Consider the following 16,052-nt stretch of genomic DNA (forward strand, 5'->3'; position numbering starts at 1 on the left):
CGCCGTTAAAACGGTGCGGCAAAGGCTGCACCACGTCATGCCAATACTTAAGACAGCCTTTTGAAAGGCGCACCTCCAGGAGCTTGAGCCATGCGGTATCCATTGCGTCGTCCCGTGTTCGGTAGCACGTTCGTGTGCACATTGGCGCTGTGCGCCATTCAACAGGCCCAGGCCTATGAGGTGTACAGCGACGACAGCCGTCACCTCAACGCGGACATGACAGCGGTATTCGGTCAGTTCAACAGCCGCAAGAACTACGATGGCACCTCGGGCGGCTCCACATGGCGCGAGGGTTATATCAAATACGGCCTGAGCGGTGACCAGGCCTTGGGCGGCAATGGCTCCGCGTATGGGGCATTCGCGCTGGTCAGCTCCGCCACCTGGGGCGACGGTGATCCGGGCGGAAACAGCGTGGGGACAGAGCGTACGACTAAAATCGAAGACGCCTACCTGGGTTGGCGCTCCGGCGATCTGTTTCCGGCGCTGGGCAAGGACGGCGTGGATATCTCCGGCGGGCGCCAGGTGGTCAAGGTCGGTCGCGGCTTCCTGATCAACGATGACGGACTGAACCTGGGCAAAGGCCCGGCCGATGGCACCATGAACCGTGGGGGCGCTTACTACCTGGCTGCCCGGCATGCGTTCGACCAAACCGCCGTGCTGCGCCTGGGTGGGCAGGAGGGCCTGCACGGCAGTGTGCTGTGGCTCAAGTCCGACAACCGCGTCCAGGCCGAAACCGAACTGGCCGCCGGCACCCTGGATTACACCACGCAACCGGGCACGCTTGGGCTGACTTGGGTGCATGGCCTCGACGTGAACGATCGATGGGCCAGCGACTTTCAGCGCCAGCGCAAAGGCATGAATATCTACAGCCTGCGTGCAGAGGGCGATGCAGGCGTCAAGAACCTCAGCCTGGCGTTTGAATACGCCTGGCAGGACAAGGACGCCGGGCCGGAGAAAGCCTGGTACGGCGAAGCGGGCTACACCTTTGCCGATATCGCCTGGGCACCCAAGGTGACCTATCGCTATACGCGTTACTCGCAGAACTGGGACGCGCTGTTCACCGGCTTGAGCATGGGCTATGGCACCTGGTTCCAGGGCGAAGTGGCCGGTAACTACGCCGGGCCGTTCAACAGCAATACGCGTATCCATCACGTCGGGCTGAAGGCGACCCCACTGGAAAACCTGACCCTGGGCGCGCTGTATTTCGATTACGACACCGTGCGTAAAAGCACGGCGTTGAACCTCGATGCCCGCGAGCTGGATGTGTACGCCGAGTGGGTGGTCAACCCGCACTTGATCATCACCCCGCTGGTGGGGCTCTACAAACCCAAGCAGGACTCGACCACCGGTGGCAACCAGGTCGGCGGCAACGGCACCAACCTGTACAGCCAATTGACGGTGGCCGTGCCGTTCTGAAGGGCGCGGGCTAGGGCGCGATGCCGCTCGGCGCGTTATGCATGTTTTCGGCAATGCGCCGGGTGGTGTCCATCACCATTTCAATCACGGTTTCCTGGCGCAGCAGCTTGAAGCTTTGGGTGCTGCCGACGGCCGACAGGCTGCCGACCACTTCGTCGAGGTCCGTCTGGATGATCGGTGCGGCGATACCGGTCAGGCCCAGGTTGAGTTCGTCGTGGGTCAGGCAGTAACCGTCCTTGCGGATCTTTTTCGCGGCCTTGCTGAATCCGGCCCAGTCATAGGGACTGTCGGGGTCGCTGGCCATGTGCTCGTCGAACAGGCGTTGCAGGCGGCGACCTTTCTGATAGGCGATCAAGACCTTCGATTGTGCCCCGCGAAAGAACGGCAACGGCTGCCCACGCCCGAACGCGAAGTGATAGGTGTCGGCGGGTTCGGCGATGTAGGTGTTGATGATGCGCCCGTCGTAAAACACGCTGGCGAACACCGCCAGGCCGGTTTGCGCGGACAGCTCGTGCATCAACTCGCGCCCGGCGAGCAGGATCGGGTCGTACTGGCGCATTTTCCAGTCCAGCTCGATCACCCGTGGGCCCAGGCCATAGCTGCCGGCATCCACGCGGGTCAGCAGACCGGCGTCGCACAAATCCTTGACGTAGCGGTACACGGTGGCCCGTGACAGGCCCATGCGCTCGGCGATGGTGTCGGGGTCGATCTTCAACGTCTGGGGGCCGAACAGGTCCAGGACGCTCAGCAATTTGCTCAGGCTGCTCATTTCGTTCCTAAAAGGGGGGGCACGTGCCGCATTCCGTGGGCGCAACACTACCGCAGTAAAAGAAAAACGCAATCTTTTGTGCTGTATCGGCCATCAAAAAATTACATAAATCTCATTAAATGAGACAAATCAAAATAAAATGCTTGTTGATTGAATTTTTGTGTGTGATAAATCTCATCACTGCAAACGCTCAAGCAAGAGGGCTGAAAATGAATGGTGCGCAACTGATAGTGAATGCGGCAGCGGCAAGCGGTATCGAGTACTGCTTCGCCAACCCCGGGACCACCGAGATTCCCCTGGTGGCCGCCATGGCCAGCGCACCCGCTCTCAAGCCGGTGTTGTCGCTGTTCGAAGGGGTCTGCACCGGCGCGGCCGATGGCTATGGCCGGATTGCCGGCAAACCGGCCATGACCCTGACCCACTTGGGGCCTGGGTTCGCCAACGGCATCGCCAACCTGCACAACGCACGCCGTGCCAACACCCCCATCGTCAACGTGATCGGCGATCACGCCTCTTGGCACGTCAACTACGACCCGCCGCTGGCCAGTGACATCCAGGCCCTGGCCGGCGCGGTCTCCGGCTGGGTACGCACCTCGCGCACCGCGTCGGGGGTTGGCGAAGACCTGCAGGAAGCCATGCGCGCGGCCTGGCAGGCCAAAGGGCAGATCGCCAGTTTGATCCTGCCCATGGACCTGCAAGCCCACGCCGTGACCCACAACGGTGTGTTCGCCCCGATCCGCCCGCCGGTGCGCCGCTTTGCCGGTGACCGCATCGAGAGCGTGGCCAAGGCCCTGCGTGACGGCCTGCGCCTGGTGTTTATCGTCGGTGACGAAGGCTTGTCGGTGGCCGGCCTGGAAGCGGCGGGGCGCCTGGCGCAATTGCCGGGCGTGCGTCTGTTCGCCGAGACCTTTCCACGCCTCAGCTACCGTGGCGGTGGCTTGCCGGACCTGGACCGCCTGCCGTACTTCCCGGAAGTGGCGATTGAAATCCTCGAACAATACGACCTGGTGGTGTGTGCCGGCGTGCCGGAGCCCATCAGCTACTTCGGCTACGAAGGCATCCCGTCGCGCCTGGCCGAACGTGAGCGCCTGCTGGCGTTGGCCGATGTCGGTGACGATGTCGCCGGCGCGCTGACGGCATTGGCCGACGCCCTCGATGCGCCGGCCTATATACCGACGCCCCAGGGCATCGAACTGCCGCCCGGCCATGCCGAGCTGACCCCACAGTCGGTGGGCCAGGTGCTGGCCGCCTCCCTGCCGGACGACAGCATTGTCTCCGTGGAAGGCGGCACCTGCGGCTATCCGTTCTTCACCGCTTCGGCCCGCGCTGCACGGCATCGGGTACTGACCAACACCGGCGGCGCGATTGGCCAGGGTATCCCGGTCGGCTTCGGTGCCGCCCTGGCCGAGCGCGGCAACCGCGTGTACTGCCTGCAATCGGACGGCAGTGCCCAGTACACCATTCAAACCCTGTGGAGCATCGCCCGCGAGCAATTGCCGGTGGTGATCCTGATTGCCGCCAACCACCGCTACGCGATTCTGCAGAACGAGTTGCGCCGCTTCGGCATGACCGAACTGGGCCCTGAAGCCCTGAAGCTGACGGTGCTCGACAGCCCGCGCATTGACTGGAAAGCCCTGGCCAAAGGCTACGGCGTACCGGCCAGCACGGTGCACACCAATGCCGAACTGCAACGGGCGCTGGCCAATGCGAATGCCGACGGCGGGCCTTGCCTGATCGAAATGGCGCTGTGAAGGAGTCGACCATGAAGCTGTTTGAAGTGTTACCCGCCGTCCAGGCCTTTCTCTCCCAGCCGGGTCGCCTGTTTATCGGTGGCAGTTGGCAGGATGCTGCCGATGGCCGCCGCTTCGCGGTGGAAAACCCGGCCACCGAAGAAACCCTGACCGAAGTGGCCCAGGGCGGTGCGCGGGATGTGGACGCGGCCGTTGCCGCTGCACGCTCGGCGTTCAACGGCGCCTGGTCGTTGCAGTCACCGGCCCAGCGCGGCCTGTTGCTGTTCCGCCTGGCGGACCTGTTGGACCAGCACCGCGAAGAACTGGCGCAACTGATCACCCTGGAGAACGGCAAGCCGATTGCCGCCGCGCGCGGTGAAGCGGCCAGCGCCGCGACCATCCTGCGCTACTTCGCCGGCTGGCCGACCAAGATCGAAGGCAGCACCTTGCCCGTGTCACCGGCCAGCGGCGCGCCGATGCTCAACTACACCCTGCGTGAACCGGTGGGGGTCTGCGCGCTGATCGTGCCGTGGAACTTCCCGCTGAACATGTGCGTGTGGAAGCTCGGCCCGGCACTGGCCACCGGTTGCGTGGCAGTGCTCAAGCCAGCCGAACAAACGCCGCTGGTCGCGATCCGCCTGGTGCAGTTGATCGAGGCGGCGGGGTTCCCGGCCGGCGTGGTCAACCTGGTCACCGGCCTGGGCGCCGAAACCGGCGCGCCGCTGGCGGAGCATCCCGATGTGGACAAGATCGCCTTTACCGGCTCGACCCAGGTCGGCCGGCTGATCGCGCAAGCGGCCACGCGCAACATGAAAAAGGTCTCGCTGGAACTGGGCGGCAAGTCGCCGAACATCATCCTGCCCGACGCCGATATCGTGCGCGCCGCCAAAGGCGCCGCCGATGGCATTTTCTATAACCAGGGCCAGGTGTGCACCGCCGCTTCGCGGTTGTACGTGCACGCCAGTGTGCTGGACCAGGTTCTCGAAGAACTCGAACGGCACGCCGCCGCCCATGTCCTCGGCAATGGCCTGGACCCGGCCAGCAGCATGGGCCCGCTGGTTTCCGGGCGCCAGCTGGCGACGGTCAAGGGCTACCTGCAACGCGGCCAGGAAGAGGGCGCCGAACTGATCTGCGGTGGCGGGCGTCCGGCCCACCTGGAGCGTGGCCACTTCATTGCGCCCAGTGTGTTCCTGGATCGCGCCGAGGCGGCCTGCGTCGCCCGCGAAGAAATCTTCGGCCCGGTGCTGACGGTAATGAGCTGGACCGAAATCGATGACCTGGTGCTGCGCGCCAACGATTCGCCCTATGGCCTTGCGGCCGGCCTGTGGACCCGCGACCTGCGCTCGGCGCACCGCGTGGCGGCGCAACTCAAGGCAGGCTCGGTGTGGGTCAACTGCTGGAACGTGGTCGATGCGGCCTCGCCATTCGGCGGCTACAAGCAATCCGGCTGGGGCCGGGAAATGGGTAAGAACGTGATCGATGCCTACACCGAGACCAAAAGCGTGTTTGTCGATCTGGCCTGAACTGAATAATCACACGAGGTAATTGTTATGGATCTGGAATTGAAAGGCCGCGTGGCCATTGTCACCGGTGGCGGCATGGGGATCGGCAAGGAAGTCGCACGTTTTCTCTCCGAAGAAGGCTGCAAGGTGGTGATCTGCGCGCGCCGCATGGCGTTCCTGCAACTGGCTGCCGAAGAGATCAGCGCCCAGACCGGCAACGAAGTGCTGCCGCTGTTCTGCGACACCAATGACATGTCCGCCGTGTCGGAGATGGTCGAGGCCGCCTACAAGCACTTCGGCCGCATCGACATCCTGGTCAACGGTGCCGCTGCGCCGTCCGGCGTCGTGCGCAATGACATCGAGCACGCCGGCGACGATGAGCTGCTGTCGGACCTCAACACCAAGGTGATCGGCTACTTCCGTTGCGCCAAGGCCGTGACCCCGCACATGAAGGCCGCTGGCTTCGGTCGCATCATCAACATCGGTGGCCTCACCGGACGCAGCAGCAAGGTGCTGTCGGGCATGCGCAACCTGGCCATCGCGCACATGACCAAGACCCTGTCCGACCAGCTCGGCCCATCGGGCATCACGGTCAACCTGATTCACCCAGGCGTGGTGGATACCCCGCATATCCAGGAGCTGTATGACCGTGAGGCGGTCAAGCAAGGCAAGACCGCGGAACAGGTCGAGCAGGCCTACATCGACGCGACGCCGATTCGCCGCACCCTGGCACCGATTGAAATGGGCTGGTTGATTGGTTTCCTGGCGTCGCCCAAGGCCGGCGCTGTGACCGGCGAGTCCATCGGCATCGACGGCGGTTTGACCCGTGGTATCTATATCTGAGGAGCATCTGTGATGAGTAACGGAACCCTTTTGGTGGCCACTGTCGGGCAAGCGGTGATCCGCAGTGCCGACGATGGCCGTACCTGGCATCGCCTGGGCCTGGGGCAGGATCTTGAGTTCGATGCAATCACTCGCTCACTGAGCCTGCACCCCGATGCGCCCGAGGTGATTTATGCCGGCACCGACGTGGGCTTGTGCGTCAGCCGCGACACCGGTGGCCATTGGCGGCGCGTCGACTCGCCGTTCAACGGGCAGACCGTGTGGAAAGTCGCGGTGGACCCACGCAACGCACAACGGATTTTCGTCGGCACCGGGGCGCCGTCCCGCGCCGTGTTGTGGCGCACCCTGGACGGTGGGTTGAGCTGGGATCGCGCACCGGTGGAGATCCCGGAGTTCTGCGACGGCGTCAGTCGCCCACGCTTGCTGGCGTTTGCCTACGACCCGATCGACCCCGACCAGCTGTGGTTCGGCCTTGAAGAGGGTGGGTTGTTCCACTCCCGCGACGGCGGCGACAGCTGGACCCGCGTCGATGACCGCCTGTTGTGGGAGTTCAACTCGGACGTGCACAACATCCTGGTACTGCCCAACCATGGCCAGAAAGTCATCGTGGTGGTGTGCGTCAACGCGGTCTACCGCAGCCTGGACGAAGGCCTGACCTGGACCGGCATCATCGGCCGCGAAGCCTTCGGCCTGTATTACATCCGCGCCATGAACGCGCCGTTGGGCTCGCAAAGCGACCTGTACCTGAGCATTTCCGATGGCACGCCGGGCACTACCAGCAAGATCCTGGTGTCCCGCGATGCGGCGCTCAGCTGGGAAGTGCTGCCGCTTTCCCAGCAGCCCAATTCCTGTGTGTGGGCGATTGCCTTCAACCCGGCCAACCCACGGCAGATCGTGGCGGGCACCAAGTACGGGCACCTGTTCACCTCCGAAAACGGCGGTGACGGCTGGCAGAAACAGTGGCGCGACTTCAGCGAGATCGCTGACGTGCTGTGGACGCCGGCTGTGGCGCAGATCAAGGCCGGGCATCAATCCATCGTCAAGAAGCACTGAGGTATATCGCCATGAAAGTCGAGATCCTGCGTACTCACCTATCGCTCTGGGTCGCTGACCCGGACGTGTCGGCCCGCTGGTACGCCGACATCCTGGGCATGCACGAAAGTGCCCGGGGCGAGAGCTGGGTCATGATGGCGTTTGGCGGCAAGCACCACGACATTGCCTTGATCCGCGCCGACCCCGGCGCCCATCAGGGCGGGCTGGGGCTGCAACACTACGGCCTGGAAATCGACGGGGACATGACCACCCTGCGCCAGCTCTACGGCATGTTGCTGGGCAAGGGCGTCGAGGTGGTGAAGATCACCGATCACGAAATCGGCCATGGCGTGTACTTCAACGACCCCGACGGCAACCGCATGGAATTCTTCCTCGAGACCGAACACGACGATGCGCGCGGCAAGGCCCGGTTCAAGGCCGCTGGCGCGCCGAGCCGACATTTCAACCTGGACCCACTGGACCCACTTTGAGGCAAACCCCGATGAAAACCGCTAATTTTGCGACCTATCACATCCGTAAATGGTACAGCTTCGTCGAAGAAACCCTGGCCAACGAAACCGGGCAGTTGGCCGATGGCGAGCCACTGTTCAAATATGCGATTGCCGCCGTGATCGCCAACCCTTATGCCGGTCGCTACAGCGAGTCGCTGGCCGAACTGGTCGACCCTTCGCCACTGCTGGGCGAAGAATTTGGCCGGCGCATCCAGGCACTGGCCGGTGCCCATGAGATTGTCAGCTATGGCAAGGCGATCCTGGTGGGCAGCGAGGGCGAGTACGAGCACGGTAATGCGTTCCTGACCAACCCGGCCGCCGATCCGATCCGTGTTGCGCTGGGCGGCGGCAAGTCCTGGGTCCCGTCCACCGGCAAGCGCGGCGGGCCGGGTTCGACCATCGATGTACCGCTGGCGCACAAGGATGCCCTGTATGTACGTTCCCATTACGACAGCATGTCGCTGATGTTTGGCGACGGGCCTGCGCCCGACGAAGTCGTGATCATCTGGGCCTTCGCCACGCGTGGACGCTTGCATGCACGCCTGGGCGGCCTGCAGGCTAAAGATGTCAAAGGCCTGGATGGGCTGCACTGACAGCAGGCGTGCGCCTTGAGCTGTGCCGGATTACAACCACAACAAGAAAGCGGTGATGAGCGATGAAGCAGGAGAAGACCCAAGTTGTCATTGTCGGCGGCGGGCCCAACGGGATCACGGCCGCACACTATATGGGGATGTACGGTATCGACTGCGTCGTCCTTGAACTGGCTGATTGCATCCTGCCTTACCCGCGTGCGGTGGGCATGGATGATGAAGCCCTGCGCGTGTTGCAGGGTATCGGCATCGCCGAGTTGGCCGTGCGCGACATGATCTGCGACGTGCCGTTGCGCTACTACAACGCACGCGGTGTGTGTTTCGCCGAGGTCAAGCCGAGCACCGCCCACTACGGCTGGCCGATGCGCAACATCTTCATGCAGCAGTTGCTTGAAGGCACGCTGCGCGAAAACCTGGGGCAGCGTACCTGTGTGGAGTTGCGCCAGGGCCATGAAATGCTCGAACTGGAGCAGGACGGCGAGGGTGTGACCTTGCAGGTGCGCAATGCCCAGGACGAGGTCTATGAGCTGCGCGCCGACTATGTGATCGGCGCCGATGGCGGGCGCTCCACCGTACGCAAAAAGGTCGGCGTTGAATTGCTGGGGCTGACCCATCCGCGCAAATGGGTGGTGGTCGACACCGCCAATGACACCCTGGATGCCCCCTATACCGCACTGCATGCCGACCCGCAGCGCCCGTTCGTGTGCATCTACCTGCCTTACCAGCAGCGGCGTTGGGAGTTCATGCTGATGGAAGGCGAAGATGAGGCGAAGATGTGTGAAGAAAGCACCATCCGTGACCTGATCCGTGGGCATATCGGCGACGCCGTCGACCAGTTGAACATCATCCGCATCCGCGCCTACACCCACCACTCCCGGGTGGCGGCACGCTTTGTCCAAGGGCGTGTGGCGCTGGTGGGGGATGCTGCGCATATCTCGCCACCCTGGGCCGGGCAGGGCCTCAATTCAGGTTTGCGCGACGTGGCCAACGTGGTCTGGAAACTCGCGGCAATCATCCAGGGGCGTGCGTCCCATGGGATCCTCGCAAGCTACGACCAGGAGCGCCGTGGGCATGCCACCGAGTTGGTGGCACTGGCCGACAATATGGGCACCGTATTAGGCTTGACCAACCCGTTGATGGCCGGGGTGCGCGACTGGTTGTTCCAGGCAGTGAACAGCGTCGACAACCTGCGCTCGCACCTGCTGGAGTTCAAGTTCAAACCCAAGGCCACCATCACCAAGGGCCTGGTCTATCACGAACGTACCGAACTGCGTGAGGACGACCTGGTCGGCCAGCTGTTTGTGCAGCCCTATATCGAAGACGCCAAGGGTCAGCGTCGGCGCTTGGATGACGTGTTGGGTCATTCCTATGCGGTGCTGGGTTACCGGGTCAACCCGCGCGAGCAACTCAGTGAAGAGATGGCGACATTCTGGGCGCGCTGGGACACACGCTTCATCCAGGTCAACCGTTCGCGCAGCGGCCTGGGCCGTCACCAGCCGTTGACGGCGATGGACGCCATCAGCGTGGAGGACGTGGATAATCGCCTCGGCGAATGGTTCTCCAAGGTGCGTGATTGCATCGTGGTGGTGCGCCCGGACCGGTTTGTCGCGGCCATTACCACGCCCGAGCGGCTGGAAAGTGTGTTGCGCAAGTTGGCGGAGCAACTGTCATGAGCGCTGAAAACCCCGTGTTGAGCCGCTTGCACCACGCCACGCGCACGGTGCAGGCCATCGCGCCGCTGGCACCTGACGCGCTGGACCTGCGCTCAGGGTACGCGCTGCAACGCCAGGCGCTGGACCTGCGCCTGGCGGCGGGCGAACAACTGAGCGGTTGGAAGATCGCCTTCGCCGGCAGCGCCGCGCAAAGGCGTTTCGGCCTGGAGGAACCCGTGTATGGCGGCCTGACTGACCGCATGCGTGTGCTGCCGAACACGGCAGTGGCGCTTTCGCGGTTGATCCAGCCCAAGCTGGAGATCGAAGTGGCAATCGTGCTGGGCCGCAGCCTCGCACCGGGTGACTACCGTGATGAGGAGATCCTGGCGGCCATTGCAGAGGTGGCGCCGGCGTTCGAGATTGCCGATTGCCGTTGGCAGGGCTGGACGTTCGGGGCGGGGGCTTTTCTTGCCGATAACGCGGCGGCGGGGCTGTATTGCCTCGGGCCGTTGATGGCTTTCGATCCCATTGCGCATGCCAACGTGGCCTATCGCCTGGAAAGTGCTGGCGCGCTTCGCGGCGAAGGCAACACCGAGGGCCGGGAGGATCCACCACTGGCCAACCTGTGCTGGCTGATTCGCCGTCTGTTGGCTGACGGCCAACCGGTGGAGGCCGGGCAAGTGGTGCTGTCCGGTGCGCTCTTGGCGCCGATGGATATCCAGCCCGCTACGTACCGCTTGCATATGTTTGGCACGGAACTGGCTTTGCTTTTCACGGCGGACACCGCTCCTGTGTGAACGCCAGCTGCCGTCATGGATGACTTGAGTCCCCTTCAGGCCGATAACAACAATGGGGCACCTAGGAACGACGACCATGCTTGCTGAAGTTCGAACCTTCAATGACCCTCAATTGCACGCCGGTTCCATCCAGGGCTGGCGGCAGGTCTATGACCAGTTGGGCCGTGGCTGCCTGACCAGCGAGCTACGGCAATTGTCCGCCGACCGCTTTCAGATCTTCCAGGAAGTGTTGGACAAACGCGTGGTGCAGCGCGGCTATGCGCCCAAAGACCGACTGTGCGCGGCCATGTCATTGGGCAGTGCGCCTGTGGTGCAGGGTCAGCAAGTGGGGGCGCACAGCGTCGTGCTGTTGCGCGATGGCGAGGAGTTTGTACTGCATGCGCCTGAAGGTACGCACTTCTTCGCCCTCAACGTCGATACGGTACGCTTCGCCAAACTGGCCGCCTTCGAGTTGTCCGGCGATCAACTCAAGCGCCTCACCACCCGCTCCCAACTCTGTGTGGATGACGCGTTACTGTTGCGCATACGCCAGCGGATCTACCCGCTGTTTCGTCACCTTTTGCAACAAACCGATGCGATCAGCGCAACCGCCGAGAAAATGCTCGAGGACGAACTGCTCAACGCGTTCCTCGATTTGTTCAGCAACGCCACCGATGAGGTGCGTTGCCGTCGCGGCAATTTTGCCGTGAGTGCTTACCTGGTCAAGCGTTGCCAGGAGTTGATCGATGCCAGTGGCGATACCCCGCTGAGTATTCTCGATCTGTGTGAACACCTGCGAGTCAGCCGGCGGACCCTGCAGAACAGCTTCCAGGCGGTGACCGGCATGCGTCCGGTGGAGTACCTGCGAAACCTGCGTCTGAATGCGGTGCGTCGACGCCTGATCGCCACCCCGGCCTGCACCCAGAACGTCGGCGAGGTGGCGGTGGCGATGGGCTTCTTCCACCTGAGCCACTTTGCAGCGCATTACCGTGCGCTGTTTGGCGAGTCGCCGTCTGAAACACGTCGAGCGATGGTCTGAGTCACCGGGGACAGGTAAGTCATCTTCCAGACAGTTGTCCGGGCGCTCATGCAATCGCTGGTTGCATCGTGGATGCCTGGCAGCACCACCCGACACAACCCCAGTGCCACCAGACACGCCAGGCCGACCCACGGCCTGATCGCCACGTGGGTACGTGTCTCTCGAAGAAATCAACGCGCTTTGATGGAGGAACCCTGGAGACGCGGGGTTTATCTGCGTAGCTCGCGATCAGGCGTAGCTGATCCTGTCGGTGTAGGCGTTTTGCAGCATTTTGCGTTGGTAGTCGCAGGGTGTGGTACTGACCAGTTTTTTGAAGTCGCGCAGGAAGTGGGATTGATCGGAAAAGCCCAGGTCCAGGGCCAGCTGCGAAAACGAAACATCCTGCTGGGTATTGAGGGTGTCCAGGGCCGCCTGGCAGCGGATGATCCGGCAAAACGTCTTGGGTGACATGCCGGTGTCCTGATTGAACTGGCGGTGCAAGGTACGGCTGGTATAGCCACTGAGATCTTCGAGTTGCTGGATGCGAATATCGCCGCGATGGCGCAGCGCCTGCTGAATGATCATGGCGGTGAGTCCCGATGTCTTGCCCATCAGGCGTGGGGCCAGGTAGTCGTTGAACAGCCGCATCTGGTCGCCCAGCAGCGGTGCCTGGACGATGCTTTCGAAGATGCGATGGGCGAACCCCGAGACCTCCAGCAGGTCGAGTTCCCGCTCGGTCAGTTCTTCGGCCAGCACATTGATGAAACCGGGAATGACACCCGGTGAAAAGCGCACGCCGAAGTAGTGATGGTGCTGATGCAAATGCACGGCTTGGGCCGTCAGCGGTGTGCCACAGATCCTGGCGCTGGGTCGAGTGGCATCGCAGTCGAAAACAATGTCCACGCAGCCATCCGGCACGGCCAGCAGGTCGCTCGATTGGGCGACGTCGAAGGCATAGAAATGCGAGATCGCCGGGTGCGCGGACGGCATCACCGAATAGTGTGAAGAGTTGAGCACGAACCAAGGCTGTTCGTTCGCGGTGTGGTGCCGGGGAGCCGGCACATTCGGTTTGATCATGGTTGCACCTTGGGAAGGCAGCGCTGCGGGAAAAATCACGCATTAATCGCGCCAACTGGCGCTGCGCCGGCCCAAGGGAATGTCCGAAATTTACAATACCGTCGACAACGGCCGCCCGATACTCGATCTCGACAGCGTGGAGCTGCGCCTACCGCAGCGATGTCACCTTCAGCGCGAGAATAACTATGTCTACAAATACAAAAATCGACTTCATCTACCTCTCCGAGCAGGACATGATCCGCGCGGGGGTGACCGACATGCTGGCCTGCGTGAATACCATGGAAGAGATGTTCGGCCTGCTGTACGCCGGTGACTACCGCATGGCCGGCCCGAACAACGACTCCCATGGGGCGATGGTGGTTTTTCCGCAGGATTCGCCGTTCCCGAACATGCCCAAGCCCACGGCGGATCGGCGCATGATGGCCATGCCGGCCTACCTGGGCGGCAGCTTTTGCACCGCCGGCGTGAAGTGGTACGGCTCCAATATCGCCAACCGCGAAAAGGGCCTGCCACGCTCCATCCTGATGTTCACCCTGAATGACCCCGACACTGGCGCGCCGTTGGCGCATATGTCGGCCAACCTGCTGTCCGCCTACCGCACCGGTGCGATTCCCGGTGTAGGTGCGCGTCACCTGGCCCGCAAAGACTCGAAAGTCGTTGGCCTGCTTGGCCCGGGTGTCATGGGCAAGACCACGCTGGCGGCATTTATCGCGGTGTGTCCGCACATCGACACATTGAAGATCAAGGGGCGTGGCCAGAAGAGCCTCGACAATTTTATCGCGTGGGTCACAGCGACTTATCCGCAGATCACCACCATTGAAGTGGTCGACACCCTTGAGGCAGTCGTCCGCGATTCGGACCTTGTTACTTATTGTAGCTCCGGTGAGGTGGGCGACCCCTCGATCTACCCAATTGTGCGACGTGAATGGGTCAAGCCAGGCGCCTTCCTCGCGATGCCGGCGTCCTGCTCGCTCGACGCGGGCATGGAACAGCCCGACGTGCGCAAGGTGCTGGACAACACCGGTCTCTACCAGGCCTGGTTTGAAGAATTACCCAAGCCTGCGCATCACACCGTGCCCGTCATTGGCGTGCGCTTCATGGACATGATTGCCGAAGGCAAGATGCAGCTCGATGACGTCGAGGACATCGGCAAGATCATCGCCGGTGCCGCGCCAGGGCGTAGAAGCGATGACGAAATCATCATCATGTCGGTGGGCGGCATGCCCGTGGAGGACGTGGCCTGGGGCACGGTGATTTACCGCAACGCGATCAAGCAAGGCATCGGTGTGACCTTGAACCTGTGGGAAACCCCGGAACTGCGCTGAGCCCCCCCAACACTTTCCTTTGCGAGGCATTCGACATGACAAACATCATCAAGCTCAAGACCGGTTCGCCGTTTGAAGATCAGGCCAGTTATTCGCGCCTGGTGGTCGTGGATAACTGGATCTACGTGTCCAACACGGCGGGCCGCAACCCGCAGACCAAGCTGATTCCGGAAGACATCCTTGAGCAGACGCACCAGGTCTTCGCCAATATCGAGTCGGCCCTCAAGGCCGTTGATGCGAGCCTGGCCGACGTGGTGTGTTCGCGGGTGTTCATCCAGGACCCCAAGGACGTGCCGGCGGTCATGGGCCTGATCGGCGAAAAGTTTCGCGGCGTCGATCCGGCGAGCACCGTCACCTGTCCACCCCTGGGCTCGACGGTTTACAAGGTGGAGCTGGAAGTGACCGCGTATCGCAACGCGTCGAAGGCGCAGGTCGAAGTCATTCGCCTGTCGCAATGATCGTCACGCGGCCATGCGCAGGCGTGGCCGCCCTTATTCGCTTACCGAGTCTTGACCATGGCACCGACAATAGCGCCCGTGACAACCTCCACCGTATTTCCCAGCGCCACGTCCGTCGTCATCATTGGCGGCGGGATCATCGGCCTGACGGCTGCGCTGACCCTGGCTGAGCGCAACATCGCGGTGGTGGTCCTGGAAAAAGGCCGGATCGCCGCCGAGCAGTCATCACGCAACCTGGGCTGGGTACGCAAGACCAGCCGCCACGCCGCCGACATCCCGCTGGCACTTGCGGCTGATCGGCTGTGGGCACACATGCCCGAGCGGGTCGGGGCGGATGTCGGGTATCGCCAGGAAGGCATTATGTTTCTGGGCCGCACACCTGCGCAGATGGCGATGCACGAGGGGTGGCTCAAGTCGGTGGAGCATTTGTCGCTGGATTCGCGGCTGCTCAGCAGGCGTGAGATTGACGCGATGGTGCCAGGCGGCGTGGGTGAGTGGGCCGGCGGCATCTTCACCGCGTCCGACGCGCGTGCCGAACCGACGCTGGCCAGCAGTGCGATTGCCAAGGCCGCCATGGCCATGGGCGTGGTGATTATCGAGCAATGCGCGGTGCGCACGCTGCAGATGTCTGCCGGTGCGGTCAGTGGCGTGGTCACGGAAAAAGGCGAAATCCGCTGCGACCATGTGTTGCTGGCGGGGGGGATGTGGTCGCGGCGTTTTCTGGGCAACCTCGGTGTGTCATTGCCGACCTTGCCTTTGACCTGCTCGGTGCTGCGCACCCACCCCATGCAGGGGCCGACGCAGATCGCTGTCGGTGCGCCTGATTTTTCGTTTCGCAAGCACAAGGACGGCGGTTTCATCATTACCCAGCGCGGTAAGTTGGACGCCTTCCTGACCCTCGATCACTTGTTGCTCGCCAAGCAATATATGCCGCAGTTCCGTGCGCAACGCAGCGTATTGAACGTGTCGCTGGGCAAGCCATTTATCAATGACCTGGCACTGGCTCGGCGTTGGGGCGCCGATAGCGTCAGTCCGTTCGAGCGTGTCAGGGTGCAGGATCCAGCCGCCAACCCGCGGCTCAATAACGACGCGATGAACAACCTCATGGCGGCCTGGCCTGTGTTTGAGCAGGCGCAGATCGCCCAGGCCTGGGCCGGCACTATCGACGTGACACCCGATTCCAACCCGGTCATCGGCCCGGTCGCGCAGATTCCGGGGCTGACCGTGGCCACCGGCTTCTCGGGGCATGGCTTCGGCACGTCGCCAGCGGCGGGCCATCTCGCGGCGGACCTGGTCAGTGGGCATACGCCGATCATTGACCCAAGCCCTTATCGCTTCGATCGTTTCTAAAG

Annotated in this window: 15 protein-coding genes; 13 read left to right on the top strand and 2 right to left on the bottom strand. The window is 62.8% G+C overall.

The genetic code is table 11. The annotated features are described in order from the left end of the window. The first annotated feature begins 90 nt into the window (after positions 1 to 90). Complete coding sequence (locus ACZ445_RS10635; RefSeq protein WP_310863574.1) at positions 91 to 1,416, top strand: alginate export family protein; 1,326 nt, start codon at positions 91 to 93, stop codon at positions 1,414 to 1,416. Between the two features lie 10 nt (positions 1,417 to 1,426). On the opposite strand, the gene ACZ445_RS10640 is transcribed toward ACZ445_RS10635, so the two are convergent. Further along, entirely contained in the window at positions 1,427 to 2,185 is a 759-nt protein-coding gene (locus ACZ445_RS10640) for an IclR family transcriptional regulator (RefSeq protein ID WP_058427105.1), read from the bottom strand. Positions 2,186 to 2,394: 209 nt separating this feature from the next. On the opposite strand from ACZ445_RS10640, the gene ACZ445_RS10645 reads away from it, so the two are divergent. The 9 genes from ACZ445_RS10645 (at position 2,395) to ACZ445_RS10685 (ending at position 11,861) form a co-directional block, all read left to right on the top strand. After that, positions 2,395 to 3,936, top strand: coding sequence for an acetolactate synthase large subunit (locus ACZ445_RS10645; protein WP_179028995.1), 1,542 nt, complete (start codon positions 2,395 to 2,397; stop codon positions 3,934 to 3,936). Positions 3,937 to 3,947: 11 nt separating this feature from the next. Then, complete coding sequence (locus ACZ445_RS10650) at positions 3,948 to 5,438, top strand: aldehyde dehydrogenase family protein (protein ID WP_058427103.1); 1,491 nt, start codon at positions 3,948 to 3,950, stop codon at positions 5,436 to 5,438. 27 nt (positions 5,439 to 5,465) lie between these two features. After that, a complete protein-coding gene (locus tag ACZ445_RS10655) occupies positions 5,466 to 6,260 on the top strand; it encodes an SDR family NAD(P)-dependent oxidoreductase (RefSeq protein WP_058427102.1) in 795 nt (264 codons plus the stop codon). Positions 6,261 to 6,272: 12 nt separating this feature from the next. Then, positions 6,273 to 7,313, top strand: coding sequence for a beta propeller repeat protein (locus tag ACZ445_RS10660; protein WP_058427101.1), 1,041 nt, complete (start codon positions 6,273 to 6,275; stop codon positions 7,311 to 7,313). A gap of 11 nt (positions 7,314 to 7,324) precedes the next feature. Then, on the top strand, positions 7,325 to 7,783 hold the full coding sequence (locus ACZ445_RS10665) for a VOC family protein (RefSeq protein ID WP_058427100.1): 459 nt from the start codon (positions 7,325 to 7,327) through the stop codon (positions 7,781 to 7,783). Positions 7,784 to 7,794: 11 nt separating this feature from the next. Further along, positions 7,795 to 8,397 (top strand): amino acid synthesis family protein, encoded by a 603-nt coding sequence (locus tag ACZ445_RS10670; protein WP_058427099.1) that lies wholly within the window; start codon positions 7,795 to 7,797, stop codon positions 8,395 to 8,397. Positions 8,398 to 8,459: 62 nt separating this feature from the next. Then, positions 8,460 to 10,067, top strand: a complete 1,608-nt coding sequence (locus tag ACZ445_RS10675; protein WP_179028996.1) for a bifunctional 3-(3-hydroxy-phenyl)propionate/3-hydroxycinnamic acid hydroxylase — start codon at positions 8,460 to 8,462, stop codon at positions 10,065 to 10,067. Beyond that, positions 10,064 to 10,843, top strand: a complete 780-nt coding sequence (locus ACZ445_RS10680) for a 2-keto-4-pentenoate hydratase (RefSeq protein ID WP_179028997.1) — start codon at positions 10,064 to 10,066, stop codon at positions 10,841 to 10,843. The genes ACZ445_RS10675 and ACZ445_RS10680 overlap by 4 nt, the downstream gene beginning before the upstream one ends. A 76-nt stretch (positions 10,844 to 10,919) precedes the next feature. After that, positions 10,920 to 11,861, top strand: coding sequence for a helix-turn-helix domain-containing protein (locus tag ACZ445_RS10685; RefSeq protein WP_058427096.1), 942 nt, complete (start codon positions 10,920 to 10,922; stop codon positions 11,859 to 11,861). Positions 11,862 to 12,089: 228 nt separating this feature from the next. Here the strand turns inward: ACZ445_RS10685 and ACZ445_RS10690 are convergent, their stop codons facing one another. Further along, complete coding sequence (locus ACZ445_RS10690; protein ID WP_058427095.1) at positions 12,090 to 12,917, bottom strand: AraC family transcriptional regulator; 828 nt, start codon at positions 12,915 to 12,917, stop codon at positions 12,090 to 12,092. A 185-nt stretch (positions 12,918 to 13,102) separates the two neighbouring features. On the opposite strand from ACZ445_RS10690, the gene ACZ445_RS10695 reads away from it, so the two are divergent. From ACZ445_RS10695 to ACZ445_RS10705, 3 genes are read left to right on the top strand one after another with little or no spacing between them, the layout of a single operon-like run. Then, the gene (locus tag ACZ445_RS10695) at positions 13,103 to 14,242 is read left to right on the top strand and encodes a tyramine oxidase subunit B (protein WP_058427094.1); all 1,140 of its coding nucleotides are present in this window, start codon (positions 13,103 to 13,105) and stop codon (positions 14,240 to 14,242) included. Between the two features lie 35 nt (positions 14,243 to 14,277). Beyond that, on the top strand, positions 14,278 to 14,700 hold the full coding sequence (locus ACZ445_RS10700; RefSeq protein WP_058427093.1) for a RidA family protein: 423 nt from the start codon (positions 14,278 to 14,280) through the stop codon (positions 14,698 to 14,700). Positions 14,701 to 14,757: 57 nt separating this feature from the next. Then, positions 14,758 to 16,050 (top strand): NAD(P)/FAD-dependent oxidoreductase, encoded by a 1,293-nt coding sequence (locus ACZ445_RS10705; protein WP_310863573.1) that lies wholly within the window; start codon positions 14,758 to 14,760, stop codon positions 16,048 to 16,050. Positions 16,051 to 16,052: the final 2 nt, after the last annotated feature.

The organism is Pseudomonas allii (genome assembly GCF_055380095.1).